Source organism: Flammeovirgaceae bacterium (genome assembly GCA_015180985.1).
Lineage (GTDB): Bacteria > Bacteroidota > Bacteroidia > Cytophagales > Cyclobacteriaceae > UBA2336.
The window spans coordinates 2,703,677-2,719,447 of sequence record CP054185.1 but is presented as its reverse complement, the minus strand read 5'-3'; the positions used below and the strand labels follow the sequence as shown (position 1 = coordinate 2,719,447).

16 protein-coding genes are annotated in these 15,771 nt (G+C 45.2%); 10 read left to right on the top strand and 6 right to left on the bottom strand.

Going from position 1 to position 15,771, the window contains the following annotated elements; all coding sequences use genetic code 11:
- Positions 1-58: 58 nt before the first annotated feature.
- The 3 genes from HRU69_12455 to HRU69_12445 all read left to right on the top strand — a co-directional run bounded on the left by HRU69_12455 (position 59) and on the right by HRU69_12445 (position 2,679).
- The gene (locus HRU69_12455; GenBank protein QOI98244.1) at positions 59-700 is read left to right on the top strand and encodes a hypothetical protein; all 642 of its coding nucleotides are present in this window, start codon (positions 59-61) and stop codon (positions 698-700) included.
- A 149-nt stretch (positions 701-849) separates the two neighbouring features.
- Positions 850-2,037 carry an IS256 family transposase gene (locus HRU69_12450; GenBank protein QOI98927.1) on the top strand — a complete coding sequence of 396 codons (1,188 nt, stop codon included), beginning with the start codon at positions 850-852 and terminating at the stop codon, positions 2,035-2,037.
- Between the two features lie 132 nt (positions 2,038-2,169).
- Positions 2,170-2,679, top strand: a complete 510-nt coding sequence (locus tag HRU69_12445; protein ID QOI98926.1) for a PD40 domain-containing protein — start codon at positions 2,170-2,172, stop codon at positions 2,677-2,679.
- Between the two features lie 60 nt (positions 2,680-2,739).
- Here HRU69_12445 and HRU69_12440 read toward each other — a convergent pair whose 3' ends face one another.
- On the bottom strand, positions 2,740-3,207 hold the full coding sequence (locus HRU69_12440; GenBank protein QOI98243.1) for a DUF1493 family protein: 468 nt from the start codon (positions 3,205-3,207) through the stop codon (positions 2,740-2,742).
- A 485-nt stretch (positions 3,208-3,692) separates the two neighbouring features.
- On the opposite strand from HRU69_12440, the gene HRU69_12435 reads away from it, so the two are divergent.
- The 6 genes from HRU69_12435 (at position 3,693) to HRU69_12410 (ending at position 7,476) form a co-directional block, all read left to right on the top strand.
- Positions 3,693-4,043: a hypothetical protein gene (locus HRU69_12435; GenBank protein ID QOI98242.1), complete on the top strand. Its 351-nt coding sequence runs from the start codon at positions 3,693-3,695 to the stop codon at positions 4,041-4,043.
- Positions 4,044-4,239: 196 nt separating this feature from the next.
- Entirely contained in the window at positions 4,240-4,509 is a 270-nt protein-coding gene (locus tag HRU69_12430; GenBank protein ID QOI98241.1) for a transposase, read from the top strand.
- Positions 4,506-5,315 carry an IS3 family transposase gene (locus HRU69_12425; protein ID QOI98925.1) on the top strand — a complete coding sequence of 270 codons (810 nt, stop codon included), beginning with the start codon at positions 4,506-4,508 and terminating at the stop codon, positions 5,313-5,315. Before HRU69_12430 ends, HRU69_12425 begins: the two co-directional genes overlap by 4 nt.
- Entirely contained in the window at positions 5,305-6,081 is a 777-nt protein-coding gene (locus HRU69_12420) for a hypothetical protein (GenBank protein QOI98240.1), read from the top strand. Before HRU69_12425 ends, HRU69_12420 begins: the two co-directional genes overlap by 11 nt.
- Positions 6,039-6,854, top strand: coding sequence for a hypothetical protein (locus tag HRU69_12415; protein QOI98239.1), 816 nt, complete (start codon positions 6,039-6,041; stop codon positions 6,852-6,854). The genes HRU69_12420 and HRU69_12415 overlap by 43 nt, the downstream gene beginning before the upstream one ends.
- Positions 6,826-7,476 (top strand): response regulator transcription factor, encoded by a 651-nt coding sequence (locus HRU69_12410; protein QOI98238.1) that lies wholly within the window; start codon positions 6,826-6,828, stop codon positions 7,474-7,476. Before HRU69_12415 ends, HRU69_12410 begins: the two co-directional genes overlap by 29 nt.
- A gap of 10 nt (positions 7,477-7,486) precedes the next feature.
- On the opposite strand, the gene mnmE is transcribed toward HRU69_12410, so the two are convergent.
- Genes mnmE through HRU69_12385 form a run of 5 tightly spaced genes read right to left on the bottom strand, consistent with a single transcriptional unit; the run spans position 7,487 to position 14,837 of the window.
- Positions 7,487-8,851: a tRNA uridine-5-carboxymethylaminomethyl(34) synthesis GTPase MnmE gene (gene mnmE / locus HRU69_12405; GenBank protein QOI98924.1), complete on the bottom strand. Its 1,365-nt coding sequence runs from the start codon at positions 8,849-8,851 to the stop codon at positions 7,487-7,489.
- Positions 8,852-8,900: 49 nt separating this feature from the next.
- Complete coding sequence (locus HRU69_12400) at positions 8,901-10,799, bottom strand: Nramp family divalent metal transporter (protein QOI98237.1); 1,899 nt, start codon at positions 10,797-10,799, stop codon at positions 8,901-8,903.
- Positions 10,800-10,801: 2 nt separating this feature from the next.
- On the bottom strand, positions 10,802-13,003 hold the full coding sequence (locus tag HRU69_12395) for a TonB-dependent receptor (GenBank protein ID QOI98236.1): 2,202 nt from the start codon (positions 13,001-13,003) through the stop codon (positions 10,802-10,804).
- 1 nt (position 13,004) lies between these two features.
- Positions 13,005-13,661: a metal-dependent transcriptional regulator gene (locus HRU69_12390; protein ID QOI98235.1), complete on the bottom strand. Its 657-nt coding sequence runs from the start codon at positions 13,659-13,661 to the stop codon at positions 13,005-13,007.
- Between the two features lie 54 nt (positions 13,662-13,715).
- Positions 13,716-14,837 carry a glycosyltransferase gene (locus HRU69_12385; GenBank protein QOI98234.1) on the bottom strand — a complete coding sequence of 374 codons (1,122 nt, stop codon included), beginning with the start codon at positions 14,835-14,837 and terminating at the stop codon, positions 13,716-13,718.
- A gap of 34 nt (positions 14,838-14,871) precedes the next feature.
- Here HRU69_12385 and HRU69_12380 point away from each other — a divergent pair, with 34 nt between their 5' ends.
- The gene (locus tag HRU69_12380; GenBank protein ID QOI98233.1) at positions 14,872-15,684 is read left to right on the top strand and encodes a 2,3,4,5-tetrahydropyridine-2,6-dicarboxylate N-succinyltransferase; all 813 of its coding nucleotides are present in this window, start codon (positions 14,872-14,874) and stop codon (positions 15,682-15,684) included.
- Positions 15,685-15,771 lie beyond the last annotated feature (87 nt).

Below are 15,771 nucleotides of genomic sequence, written 5' to 3'. Positions count from 1 at the left end.
GGCTTCCCTGATTAGAGTCTTCAATGTTCCTAGCAGTAAATTTTCAAAAGCCCGGGTCTTGACTAAAAATTTTGGCCTATTCCCTGATTTTTTACAAATCAGGAATGCCCTGATTTGTAGCCTTGTCAATTATCAAACCTTTGTGTCACTAAATCAAGTAGAAAACTTAAACAACAAAAAAATGACACTTAAAGTAAGAATCATCGAGAGAATCCTAAATGCAGGAATGGTATTTTTAGTATTTCTAACTGTTGGTATCTATTCTTGTTTTTCGCAACCGGAGCAAACAAGCTTGGCAAACTTTACAGTAGACAAACCACTTAGCCTGATTAAAAATGCAGGCAAAGGCATCAAGCATCACGCAAACGTCAAATTTGATACTCAAGCAACTGCAATCAACCCTGCCATTAACGGACCTTACGAAGAACTTAAACCCGTCATGGCTCCCTGTGGCAAACGATTGTATTTCAGCAGATTTGCACATCCGAACAATACGTTTGGTGAATTCGACCAGGAGGATATCTGGTATTCGGAGTTTGATGAACACACCGGAAGGTGGTCCGACCCGATTCGGATGCATGGTGAATTGAACAATGCCGGACCAAATTTTATAAACAATGTAAGTTTAACAGGCGACACAATTATTCTTGGCAATCAATACCTGAAAAATGGTAAAATGAAAGCAGGCTTATCTTGGTAACGACTAAGCAACTGTGTAAAGGCCCGATTCGGCCTTGCTGAAAGGGGATGTGGAATGTACCACTTTCAGCCGAATCGGTTGCATTTAAAGACTTAACTTTAAACACAGTTACCATGGAAAATCAAGAACAACACCCACTACTCAAAGAGATGCTCACCCCTGAGTTTCTCAAGCAATTTAAGAATTCGAAAGACCTCAACAGCTTTATCGATGAACTTTTCAAAAAGGGCATGGAGCAAATGCTGGAAGGTGAACTCGATGGCCATTTGGGCTATGCCAAACATTCACCAGAAGGGATTAACTCCGGGAACTCACGGAACGGAAAAACCCGTAAGACCATCAAGACCACGCGAGGTGAACTACAGATAGAAGTACCTCGGGATCGGAACAGCACGTTTGAGCCCGTCCTGGTTCCCAAGCGCAGCCGGTTCGTAGAAGGCATCGAAGAAATTATCATCTCCTTATATGCCCGGGGTATGAGCGTACGCGACATTGAAATACAAATCCGGGAAATCTATGGTGTGAATGTTTCGGATGCCACTATTTCCAACGTTACCTCGCGGGTACATACGTTGGTAACGGAGTGGCAAAGCAGGCCTCTTTCATCGGTGTACTTTGTGGTGTGGATGGATGGGATCGTATTCAAAGTCCGGCAGAATGGGAAGGTGATCAACAAAACCATTTACCTGGCCGTAGGCCTTAATGCTCAGGGGTTTAAGGAAGTATTGGGCATGTGGCTGGGTGAAAGCGAAAGTGCTTCATTCTGGATAAGTGTACTTACTGATTTAAAAAGCCGTGGCGTGGAAGATATTCTCATCACCAGCACCGATAATCTGAAGGGCTTCACCGATGCAATCACCAGCGTGTTTACCCAATCGGTAACCCAGATTTGTGTAGTTCATCAGATCAGAAATGCGCTTCGCTACGTTGTCTGGAAAGACAAGAAACAATTTGTAGCCGATTTGAAGACTGTTTACGGAGCACCAAACAAAGAGCTGGCTGCTCAAGCCTTAGAGCAGCTTGAAGTAACATGGGGCAAAAAATATCCGCATGCTATCAAGTCGTGGAAAACGAATTGGGATAACCTCACGCACTTCTTCGATTATCCGATCGAAATCCGAACGCTGATCTATACCACGAACATTATCGAAAATCTCAACGGAAAAATCCGCAAGTATACCAACAACAAACTTTCGTTCCCTGACGACCAGGCGGTGGTGAAAGCGGTGTACCTGGCTTTACGGGAGATCACCAAAAAATGGACCTTGCCCGTGAGAAACTGGCCACTAATCGTAAATCAATTTTTAACTATCTTCGAAGGCAGATGCAAAATATAAAACCTTTACGCAGTTGCTTAGTCGTTACCCAGCACTTACACACTTAATTAGGCAGTGTCCTTATCTTATAGCGTGAACATCCGAGGCCGTTGGTCAGCCCCTCAGTCGATTCAAATTCAGGATGATTACAATATGTCAAATCATGCGAATGCTTACGTTTCGCTGAGCACAGGCGTCATCATCCAATCAGTACAGCGTGTTGACTCTTACGGTGGCCGCGATCTATATGTTAGCTTCTGGAACGGAAAAGTAGCCGGACAGCCTCTCAATATGGGCGGGGTTATCAATACCGAAATGGAAGAATCTTCACCATTCCTTGCTGCTGATAACAGAACCCTTTACTTTGCTTCAAGAGGGCACAATGGATATGGTGGTTATGATATTTATGTAACCAAGCGTTTAGATGACACGTGGTTAAACTGGAGTGAACCTGAAAATTTGGGCCCCGCAGTGAATAGTTCACTCGATGACGAGTTTTTCAGTATTACACATTGCGGTAACTATGCAGTTTTTTCACGTCAGGTAAGTGTTCATAATGTTGATTTGTTCCGAATTTCAATGGATAAGTTATTTGCGTTGCCCGTTAAACAACAAGAGAATAGACCGGGAAAATCAGGGAATTCAGCCGTGGCTGCACTATAAATGCTTCTATGTAGAGTTTCAGAAAAGCAGCCTGTTAGGAAAACAGGCTGCTTTTCTGTTTTAACGAATACGCTTTAATTTTTCTCGTAAGCAAAATTTTTTTTTGACCACACTAGCTACAAGATCTCCGATAGTCAAATCATATTCTTTGGAATCAAAGAGATGCTCACCGAATCGCTGAGTATTTCCTTTGAATAAATGTTGGATTGCTTTCACTGGTATTTCAAACATTAGGTGAAGCGTAAGTAGACTTACGTAAGAAGAATTCGGCCTGAAGTACTTTAGGAAATTCAACTTGAATTCCTCCATATTTACATCAAAGACTTTACCAAACCGCTCCATAAATTCCCAAGCTAAATCGCCTGAAAGACCCAATTCATTTTCTAATTCAGTATTCAAATTTACATGATACCCAGTTTCAGCCGCCACAAACCTCTTCACCAGTAGTATGCTATTATACCAGTTTCTGTATGAAATATGGTTAGGCGCTTGCTCAAGTGCTTCTCTGGTGTATCCTTTACTATTCATATTTTTTACCCAGTCGTAATACAAAAAAAATTAGCGAAACTACAAATACAGACAATGACCAAAGTAACAAATCGGTATTGTTGTTTTGACGCAAGTTAGAAACAAGTAACACAAATATTGTAATTGCAATAGCAACCATCATCAAAACTCTTCGGACAAGGGTTCTTATCCACATAAGTCCAAATTATGCTGGCCTATTTTTTTATTCCTTTTAACATAGGAATTACTCCTATAACCTATGGTTTGGGATAATAATCTAAATCCATACGAAGAAACAAGATTTTGCCAGCCCAATCATTCGGGATTTAATAGTCCGGAAATGATGGCGCAGTGAATTCAGATTTGATTTTGGTAAGCGGGAGGTCACAATCTGAACGGTTCGTCCTGGTTGTGAATAACTAAGATTTATAGGAGAAACTCCTATGTTCCAGTTTGGATAAACCTAGTTTTGCCGATTGTTGAGTTCGAACTAAAACCTCAAGACAATGGCTAATGGACCAAAATATGACGGTACTGATGGCGGACCGATAGACCTTACAACTGCAAAAAGGTGGACAGCTAATTACAGGGTAAAGCACCCCGGTGAAACCGAGGCACATTACTTTGGCAGAGACCTTATTTTAAGAATTCTTGCAGAAGGAGATTGCTCGGGCATACGGATTTATTATGCAATCGATGATAAAGGAAACAAACAATTACTATTGGTTGGCACCAATTCCAAAGGCAATAACTTGTTGCCTCAGGCTGGCACCGCTGCCGGTGGTGAAGGCGGAGATAATCAAATCGGGGATGTGTCTTTTCCTTGTCCTCCATATTGTCCTGACAATAAATTATAAGTGGCTATTTTGTGGTAGGTCTTATTGTTAAGCCTCCGATTTATGGAGCTTGAATATGCGATTGGCTACCTCTCCCTTGCCTCCGTACTGATTCCTATTGCTATACCGATAATTGTAAAGCGGTCGGTACTAGGCTGCTTTTTTTGAACAGGTTAAAAGTAGGATTTTCTAATTTAACCGACCAAAAAAAGTCAAAATGAAGAAGAGCAAATTTACCGAGGCCCAGATTATTGGCATCCTCAACGAACAAATCCAACAAGACCAGAAGGTGGCCGAAGTATGCCGCAAGCATGGTATTAGCGAGGCTACGTTCTACAATTGGCGCAGCAAGTACGCGGGCATGACCGTTGACGAACTTAAGCGACTTAAAGAACTTGAGTATGAAAATGCGAGGCTCAAGAAAATTGTGGCCAACCAGAGCCTGGAGATTGATGCCATAAAAGACCTGCTCTCAAAAAAGTTCTGACGCCCGGACAAAAAGAACACGGCCTGGCCCATTTGAAGAAGCAGTTTCGAATGAGCCATGTCCGGGCGTGCAAACTGGTGGGCTGTTCGCGTACTAAAAAGTATTACCGCAAGCGGATGCCGGCCAAAGATGCCGTGGTAAAAAAAGCAATCGAACAAGTCATCGGAACAAGCCGTAAGGGAAGGATGAAGGTAATCAAGCTGGTACAAAAGAATCACCCGGAATGGGGCGACAGTAAAATTCGCAGAGTATATGAGCGTGAAGGGTTTTCCCTTCACCGCAAACTGCGCAAGCGCATCAAAGACAACCCCGCCAACCCCCTTTCTATACCCCTGCAGGCCAATATCGAGTGGGCCATGGACTTTATGAGCGATGCCCTGGATAGCGGGCGTACATTCCGCACACTCAACATCGTGGACCATTTCAACCGCCAGTGTATGGGTATTGAGGTGGACTTTAACCTGCCGGCCAGAAGGGTAATAGAAGCATTGGAGCGTGCCATTGAGCGGTACGGCAAACCGCTCAGCATCCGTACCGACAACGGCCCTGAGTTCCGCGCCAAACGCTTTATGAACTGGATGCACAACAACCACATCCAGTGGAACCCGATACAGAAAGGAAAGCCGCAACAGAACGCCATCATCGAACGATTCAACAAAACTTATCGCGAAGATGTGTTGGATGCCAACGTATTCAGCTCACTGGATAACGCCCGGCAAGTCACTCACAAGTGGGTCGATGATTACAACCATAAAAGGCCACACCAGGCGCTCAACTATCAAACACCCATGGCCTATGCTGCGTGATACCTACATGGGAAACTCTTTTTCTGTTTCCCTAAAAAAAGTATGGGCCATCAGTATGACAGCCCAAAACTTTTTTCAGTGCAAACCCTGCTTGTTCGCTGAGGTTTCCAATCGCAGCCACGCAGGTAAAGCTATTGCAAAACTCAAAACCTTAATCTATAATTACAACCTGTCAAAATTCCCAGCCACTTACCGGTCCATTAGTCCCGAGCTCTGGCCAATTGTTTTAATTCTGATTTTTTCTTTGGTAGCAGATATCATTTCTGTTGTTATTATCCATCATGGTCTAAATTCTTTGTTGATTGGGAATATATTTTTGTTGATCCAGTTTTCATTGTTAGCATATTTATTTAAGAAACAATCTTATTTTATAAAAACTTCTCTGATTGTATACGTTTTCTTTGTAATCTTCTTTACTTTTAACATTATTTTCTATGAGGGTCCATGGAAGCTTAATTCGGCTTCTAACGTATTGGCTAGTATTATTCTCATTACCTTTTCCATGTACTATTTGTACCGGTTATTGCACGATTTGCCGGTCTTGCATATCCATAAACTGCCAATGCTGTGGATTTGCTTTGCCATACTGGTTTATTACGGAGGTAATTTTTTTTTGTTTTTAGCAGGAAATTACCTTTCGGAAACTCCGGCTTTTCAGCGCAGTGTATGGATTTTGCATAACTTGTTGAATGTTATCAAAAACCTTCTTTTCGCGATTGCATTATGGCAGAATTACCGCAACGTGAAATCCTCATTATCATCGTAATTGGTTCATGCCTGATATTGTTTCTTGTTGGAAGCATCGCTGTATTTATAACTATTTATCAAAAACGCTTGATCATGGAACAGGAAAGGCAGAAAAAACTTGAACAGATTTTTCAACACCGGATGGTTCATGCACAATTGCAGAGCCAGGAGAACGAAAGAAAACGAATCGCAGCAGATTTACATGACTCACTAGGTTCATTGCTCAGCGGTGCCAAACTTAATGCCTTGTTTCTTGAACGTTCTCTTCCACTAATTGGAGATGCAAAATCTGCTTATACTGATTTATTGACATCTCTTGAGCAGGCTGTTGAAGCAGTTAAGCGAATTTCCTGGGAATTAACTCCCGGTTTATTCCACAGTTTGGGGCTTTGTGAATCTGTCAGACTTTTATGTGAAAGATTAAACGGAAAAGGGTTAACTGTTGCGTTTAAATGTGACCATACAGATCTAGTTCTTAATGATGACCGAGCATTGTCGGTGTATAGGATAATTCAGGAATTGATAAGCAACAGTCTTCAGCACAGTAAAGCACTGGTCGTCAATGTAAGTATTGAGTTTGGTAAGGACGTGATGGTAGTAACTGTCCAGGATAACGGGATTGGTTTTTCGATCAAAAGCACCGGTACAGGTTTTGGGTGGTGGAATATTAAACTTAGGGTTAAACAACTTCAGGCAAAAATGCAAATAGGAGTTCCTCCTATCGGTAATGGAAGTTTTGTGCAGATTCAGGTACCTTTTATCTATGAACATGCTCAAAGTATATCTAGCTGATGATCATGCAGTAGTTCGAAGTGGTATGATGCGGCTATTAAAATCCTTTGCTAGGGTTCAACATGTGAAAGAAGTCGGTAACGGCCGTGAATTGCTAACTCTTATGGAGCAACATGTTCCACATGTTGTAATTCTAGATATTGAAATGCCAGTAATGGGCGGGATGGAGTGTGCGAAATATATTTTAGAACACTTCCCTCAAGTGAAAATCCTAATGCTGACCATGCATATGGAGGATGTTTTTGTGGTACGGATGCTGGACTTAGGTGTTCATGGTTTTTTAAGCAAAAACAGTTCGGCCGAAGAGCTTGAAAAAGCACTTTACGCTGTTGTCGATAAAGATTTTTATAGAAATGAAATGGTTACCCGCGTTCTGAAGAGGCTTCCAGCAAGGAAACAGAATAGAAGTGACTACTATAAATTAAGCCCCAGAGAACTTGAAATTCTTTTGCTTATTTGTGATGAATTATCACCGGTGGAGATTAGCGAACGTCTGCAGATTAGTGAAAAAACGTACTTTAATCACAGGTATAGAATTCTTGAAAAAACCGGTGCAAAAAATAGTGTGGGTCTGGTTAAGTATGCAATTGATAATGGCTTGTATAAACTCGAAGTGCAGTGAATGGTTGAGATTACTTTCCGATACAAAATTTTGAAAATATATTCTCCAGCAAATCATCGGTGGTGATGGCGCCTGTAATCTCGCCCAGAAAGTGCAAGGCCTGGCGGATGTCCATGGCCAGAAAGTCACCGGTTATTCCTTTTTCCATTCCTTCAAGTACGCGCTGTAGGGCATCCTTTGTTTGCAGCAGGTTCTGGTAATGGCGAACATTGGTTACCAGCACATCACCGGTTTTTACCCGGTTAACATGAACGCGCGTGAGTATGGCTTCCTTGAGTGCCTCAATATTGGTGTGCTTCGAAGCCGAAATAAGTACTAAATTTTTTTTCAGCTTTTCAATCAGTTCGGGCCGGGCTTTGTCCAGTTTGTTCCCGATAAGGATATAGGGGATGCCGAGATTTTTAAGTTCCGTTTCTTCCTGTTGGACGGCCTGCGGTGTTGTGTCGGTTAAATCGATAACATACAGAATAAGCGAAGCCTTCTCCATCTGCTGGCGGGTACGCTCCACGCCAATGGCCTCGATGGTGTCGGAGGTTTCGCGCAAGCCGGCCGTGTCGATAAACCGGAAGGCAATGCCGTTCAGCACCATTTCATCTTCAATTACATCGCGGGTAGTGCCCGGTATGTCCGATACGATGGCGCGCTCTTCATTTAACAGCAAGTTCAGCAATGTTGACTTACCCGCATTGGGCCTGCCGGCAATCACGGTTGGTACTCCGTTTTTAATTACGTTGCCCTGATCAAAAGACTGAACGAGGGATTGAACGAAGTATTGGATTTTCAGGATCAGGTTTTTCAATTCATCGCGTTTGGCAAACTCCACATCCTCCTCGCCAAAATCAAGTTCCAGTTCAATGAGCGAGGCAAAATGGATTAGTTCATCGCGTAGCCGGTTTATTTCTTTCGAAAACCCGCCACGCATCTGGTTAATGGCGGCCTGGCGCGCATTTTCTGTTTCGGCATGGATGATGTCGGCCACGGCTTCGGCCTGGGTCAGGTCCAGCCTGCCATGCAGGAAGGCCCGTTTGGTAAATTCTCCGGGCTGGGCCAGGCGTGCGCCTTTCTTAACCAGCAGGTTGATGATTTCCTTTACCACAACCGGTGAGCCATGACAGGAAATTTCCACGGCATTTTCGCTGGTGTAGGATGTGCCTTCATGGAATACGGATACCAGCACTTCATCAATAATCCTGTCGTCATCGCGAATGGTACCAAAGTGAATGGTGTGCGTGGGTACAGTGGTAAGATCCTTTCCGAAAAAAACCTGCTGTACCAGGTGAATGCAATTTTTACCTGAAAGCCTTACCACGGCAATGGCCGAAATGCCCTGGGGTGTAGCGGGTGCAATGATGGTATCGTTCAGTTGGATTTGCAGATAAATTCAGTTTGAGCTAAATCTAAAATCTAAAATCAATAATCTGAAATCAGGTTGTCTTATCCGTAACAATCAATACCGGAATGTTTACCCGGTGCCTTACTGATTCGAGGGTGGTTCCGAAGATCAAATCTTTAAACCAGGCATGGCCGTGTGCGCCCATCACCAGCAAATCGGCATCGTAGGCAGTAACGATTTCGGGTATGCTTTTGCGCGGGTTGCCGTATCCGATTTTTGATTCAGCGCGATAACCCTGGGCGTGAATTTGCCTGAGGTACACGTTAAGCGCAGCAGCATCTTCGCTGGATTCATGGTCGGCTATTTCGCTGCCATACACCATCGCCCCGGCTGTTTCGGTAATGTGAATGAGCAGGTAACTGGCCTGCTTACCGCCCTGGGCCAGCGCACTGCTGATGGCGGCTGCATCTACCGAAGTAAAATCAACGCAAATGGCAATGCGGTTGTAACGGGCTGACGGGTCAACCACCAAAGGCTGTGCAGCACCATGCGGCAGGCGTGTTGATTTTTCAACTCTTCGCTTTTCAATAAAAGGTTTAATGCAAATGTAAACCAGCAGGGCCACGGCTGCCAGGCAAACCGGTACCACGGTAATCCATAAAATCCAGGCGTTGCTTCCTGCATCCATAAGCCAGCCGGCTACTTCCTGGTAAACCAATTTGGCATTCAGCGAAACAATAACAGCTGCAATAACCCATGCAGCACCGCTGAGCCAGGGGCCAACAACAAAGTTGCCCATTTTCTCCTTATCGCTGGTAAAGTGAATGAGCGGAATAATAGCGAAACCAAGTTGCAAACTCAGCACCACCTGGCTGAACACCAGCAGATCGCCCGTTTTACTTTCGCCATAGATGAGAATAACCAGGTAAGCCGGAATGATGGCGATGAGCCGCGTTATAAGTCGCCTTAACCACGGGGCGATGCGGAGGTTGAGGTAACCTTCCATTACAATCTGGCCGGAGAGGGTGCCGGTAATCGTTGAGCTTTGCCCGGCCGCGATCAGGGCGATGCCGAAAAGAATAGATGCCCATTCGGTGCCCAGCAGCGGTGCAAGAAATTTATAGGCGTCCTGTATCTCCTGCACTTCATACATACCCGCCTTAAAAAATGTTGAGGCAGCCAATACCAGGATGGCGGCATTCACGAAGAATGCGGCATTGAGGGCTATGGCTGAATCAATAAAATTGTATTTAATGGCGCGCCATATTCCTTTGTCATTGTTTTCGATCCTGCGCGTTTGCACCAGCGAGGAGTGCAGGTACAGGTTGTGAGGCATAACGGTGGCGCCAATAATACCGATGGCTATGTAAAGGGCATGGTCGTTGGGGATGGACGGAATAAACCCCTTGGCTAAGGCTACCATATCGGGTTTGGCAAATACCATTTCAATGATGAAGGCTATGCCGATGATGCCTACCAGCGATATAATAAACGCTTCGATTTTCCGGATGCCGTAACTCTGAAGCAACAGGAGCAGGAGGGTATCAAGCACGGTGAGCGATACGCCCCACACCAGCGGAATACCAAACAGCAGGTTGAGGCCGATGGCCATGCCCAGTACCTCGGCCAGGTCGGTTGCTGCAATGGCAATCTCAGCCAAAAACCAAAGCGCATAGTTAACCACCGGGTGATAGGTTTTGCGTGATGCCTGGGCTAAGTCCAATTGCCGTACAATACCCAGGCGTGCGCTGAGGCTTTGCAGCAGCAACGCCATGATGTTCGACATCACCAGCACCCAGATTAACGTATAGCCAAACTGGCTGCCTCCGGCAATATCGGTGGCCCAGTTGCCCGGGTCCATGTACCCTACACTTACCAGGTAAGCCGGACCCAGAAAGGCAAACAGCCTGCGCCAGCCTTTGCGGGTAGATGTATCTACTGATGCGTGTACTTCGCTGAGTGATTTATCATCAGTTTTATGCAGGTTCATGGTTATTGAAAGGTATAACGGATTCCAAAAAATGCTTTTATGCCTTGTACCGGAGCATAATTATAACTGGTGTCAAACTCCGGTGAGAAGGGCTGCTGCCAGTTATAAATCGGGTTGTCCGGAATAAAATTGAACAGGTTTTTAATGCCACCATAAAGTTCTATTCCATTTGTAAAAGATTTTGTTAGCTGGATGTTCATCAGGGTAAACCAGGGTGAGCTTTCTGGCCGAAAATCGTTGGGTACTACCGGCAGGTGCATGGGGCCGGTAACCCGTCCGCTGAGGTCGATGGTGATCCGGTAGCGGTCAAGTGTATAGCTCAGCGAATAGGTACCTGAGAATACCGGGGCAAAAAGTTGCGGGGTGGTTTGCATTACATCCAGGCTGTCGCGTTGTTTTTGGTACACGTCCATCAGGGTGGCGCCTGCCATAAACTTAAAGCCGCTGGTAAAGGCCGCATCGGCATTCAGTGTTATCCCTTTCGAAACAGCATACCCGTTCAGGTTATCATAAATAATCTGGTCGGAGTTTGTAAGAAAATCGCCAACAATTTTGTTGGTAAAGTGGGTATAAAAAACAGATGCGTCCAGGTTGATGTATCCGGTGGTAAGCCGGATTGTGGTGGCATAATTCAGGTTTACATTCCACGACTGTTCTGGGTTCAGTTTGTTTTTAATGACCACCTCACGTGATCCGGTTAAGGCGGCATGGTCTTCGGTAAACAGGTTAACTACCCTGAAGCCGTTGCCCGCGGTAAGGCGGAAGGTGTGATATTGGGCCGGAGCATATTTAAGCGATATACGGGGCGAGTAAATACTTCCATGAACATTGTGGTAGTCATAGCGCATACCCCACAGCCAGGTAATTTTTTCAGATGCACGAAATTCATTCTGAACAAAAAACCCGGGCAGCCAGGTGTTTTGGGGCAAAGGGGTAGCAGGAGTGCTGTCATCATACCGGGTAAACCGGATTGGAATGCCAATAAGCAAATCGTGCCTGCCGATCGATTTAGTGTAACGCAGTTGGGCAAAGGCCACGTGCTGATGGGCCAGGTACTTGGTTATTCCATAGTATGAATCCTGGTGGTGGTAGTTGTAGGAATAGTCAACAAACAGTTTTTGGGAAGCAAGTTGGTAAGCGCCAATCAGTTCGGCCCGGTTGGTAAAGATTGATTCGCCATAAACCTGGTTGCTGCCACGGTCGGCCCGGGTCCATTGCAGTTCGCCACCCCACCGGTCTTCATAAACGTACCGCGCGGCCAGGGTAGCCTGGCGGTTGTGTGCCCGGTGGAATTGCCATTTATTAAAAACAGAAAAGCGGTTCTGCTGTGTTACATCGGTAAAATTATCGTGATTGATGTCGAGCGGGTTGTTGAACAGAAAGTAATTCATACCGAGCAGGCCGTTTGATTTTCGGGCTTTCCAGGCCGATGAAATGTCGGTATTAAATTCAGCCAGCGAAGTAGCCTGAACGTCAACATTAAAGCGTGGAGACAGGGACGGCTCTTTGGTGATGATATTTATCAATCCGGCAACGGCTTCTGATCCGTAAAGCGTTGAGGCCGGGCCTTTCACAATTTCAATGCGCTTTACCATGTTGTTGGGTATTCCCGAAAGTCCGTATACGGTTGACAGGCTGCTTACGATGGGCATGCCGTCAATCAACACCATGGTGTAGGGCCCCTCCATGCCGTTTATGTGGATGTCACCGGTGTTGCATACGTTGCAGTTAATCTGAGGCTGAACACCGTTAATCATACCAAGCGATTCGAATATGCTGGGCGTTGGATTTTTACGGAACAGGGCAGGGGTATAGATCTCAACCGGGATGGGCGAATCGGCTTTGGAAACTTCTTTCAACGTTGCAGAAACCACGGCCACTTCCGGCAGGGTAGTGGCTTCGGGTTTAAGCATGATGGTGTACCGTGTTTGTTTTGAACTTATCGGAAGTAATTCGGTTACATATCCTACATACGAAATTTTCAGTATTGTATTTTTTGCTTCACCGGTAAAGGCAAGTATAAAATTTCCTGCTTCATCGGTGGTTGTTCCGTTATCGGTACCGGTAACCAGTACCGAAGCATAGGCAAGCGGTTGGCGGGTTTCGGCATCCAGAACCGTACCCTTAAATGTAGTTTGCTGAGCGCTGACCGGGTTGATCGAAACTGTTATTGAAAGAAAAACTATCGTTAACCTGAGACTCATATTACCCGGTAACCATTAAGTTTTGCGCGGCTTCGCGTGATATAAAAACGCGCTTTTTGTTGTCGATGCTTACTTCCAGCGATCCATCAAATTCAACTTTATCCACAATGCTTACCGAAGCATCAATATAGATTCCGATTTTGCTCAAGTACTGCAGAAAGGAGGGTGAACCATTTTTTACAGCACGGATGGTACATTTTTTATAAGCCGGAAATTCAGCCAGAGGAATTTGTTTTACTTCCTTAATCTTACCGGAGGGGTCGGGGATGGGGTGACCGTGCGGATCAACGGTAGGATATTCCAGAAATTTATCCAGTTTCTCAATCAGCAAGCCTGATTGAATGTGTTCCAGTTGCTCGGCTACCTCATGTACTTCGTCCCAGGTAAAGCCGAGTTTGTTCACCAGAAAAGTTTCCCACAGCCGGTGTTTGCGGATAATCTGCAGGGCTTCCTGCTTGCCTTGCTTCAGCAGGTTAACGCCATGATATTTTTCATAAGCTATCAGGTTTTTAGCCGATAGTTTTTTAATCATGTCGGTAACCGAGGCGGGTTTGGTTTGCATGGTTTCGGCCAGTTCGTTGGTTAACACAGGCCGCTCTCCGGCATTTGAGAGGTGGTAAATGGACTTGAGGTAGTTTTCTTCGGTGTAACTGAGCATACCGCAATAATTACGATACGCAAAAATAAAAGTTTAGATTAATCTAAAAAATACTCAGAGAATTAATCTTTTTATAATAGCTGCCAGTTCGTTTTCTGCTGATTCCCAATAAATTAACGGACTATCCAACGGTTTGAAGCCCTCCCGCAAGGAGGCTAGAAGGGTCTCTGGCATGAAATGGGTTGTAAGCAGCACACCGGCTTTCAAGTGGTTAACCAGTTGGTGCGAGGCTTCATTATGCCGTATAATAACCGGAAGTTGCACGGCCAGGTATTCGTACAGTTTGGTTGGGATTGAACTGGCTGTTGAGGGATTAGGCGGATAGATAATAATGCCGGCATCGGCCTGGCCTAATGCTTCCAGTATTTGCTCGTGTGCAAAAGGATATTCACTAACCTTCAGTCTGATAAACGGATAGGTTTCAGCTTTTCGTTTCAGCAAAGCCAAAAAGCTTAATGATAAACTGTTTCCTATAACAGTTAACGTAATAGCCGGATTCAGTTGATGTAGTTTAGCAGCCAGTTCAATAGCTTCAATGACTCCCGTTGTTTCGGATAGTGTTCCGCTGAAAATCAAACGGGTATTCCCGGCCTGATGACGCCTGAACTTCAAGGCCAGGCGCTGGGGTAATTTGTTCTCCAGCACCAGGTACGGACGGGCAAAACGAAGTTCGTGCACATAACCCCTTTCAGCCAGAAAGTAGTAATCGATAAACGGTTTGGTGAGATACTCTTTAAACCGAACCGCCAATGCAAGTACCTGCCGGATGACAACCGGAAACGATTTGGTAAACCGGATGTTGAAATAGTAATTTTCCTGAACATCATACACCAACCGGCAGCCGGTTACAAATTTACACCACAGGGCAACAGCCAGCAGTTCATGCGTGGTAATAATCAACAGCCTGGGTTTGAGTTGCAGCAATTTAAATAGTATGCGTACAGGGGCTGTTATGCGCTGATGGCTTAACCGGCCAAACGGTTTAGCAGTATGCGCGTGAAGTTGAAGGTTTTCATGCTGTACAAGTTGCTGCGATGACGGAAACCCGATAATATGTACAACCGCATTTGGAAGGGTGGCAAATGTGGCGCCCAGTTTTTCGAACATGCGTGTTTCGTTTACCGGTTTCAATACCGAAGCCAGTACGATTGTTCTTTTTTTTATTACTTGCGCCAAGGTTTTGGTAATCAATTCGTCAAACTAACGTAAAATGGAATTAAAACAAATCGTTGAACAGGCGTGGGAAGATCGTTCATTATTACAACAAAAGGATACCCAGGCCGCCATCCGGTCGGTTATAGCTCAACTTGATAAAGGTGAGCTGCGGGTGGCCGAACCGGTTGGAACAACCTGGCAGGTAAATGAGTGGGTAAAGAAAGCGGTTATCCTTTACTTCCCCATTCAAACCATGGAAACCGTTGAAGTCGGGCCGCTTGAATTTCACGACAAGATTGCGTTGAAACGCAACTATAAAGCGCTTGGTGTGCGTGTGGTACCTCACGCGGTAGCCCGCTACGGAAGTTACCTGGCCAAAGGTGTTATCATGATGCCCTCGTATGTCAACATCGGTGCGTATGTAGATGAAGGTACCATGGTGGATACCTGGGCAACTGTTGGCAGTTGTGCCCAGATTGGAAAACAAGTTCACTTAAGCGGTGGAGTAGGTATTGGCGGTGTGCTGGAGCCTGTACAGGCTGCCCCGGTAATTATTGAAGACAATGCCTTTATTGGCTCGCGCTGCATAGTGGTAGAAGGTGTTCGGGTAGGACGGGAGGCCGTACTGGGTGCCAACGTAGTATTAACGGCCAGTTCAAAAATTATCGATGTTACACAAGCCGACCCCGTGGAATACACCGGATATGTACCCGAACGTTCAGTGGTTATTCCCGGCTCGTATCCAAAAAAGTTTACGGCCGGAACGTACAATGTACCCTGCGCCCTGATTATCGGCAGGCGGAAAGAGAGTACGGATAAAAAGACATCACTTAACGAGGCCTTGCGCGAAAACAATGTTTCTGTGTAATTCAAAAGGCTTTTTTGACTTTTAATGGTTTCTGGCACTGCCTTTGAGATTTAATGCTTTGGAAACATCCATTGATTAAATTTGCCG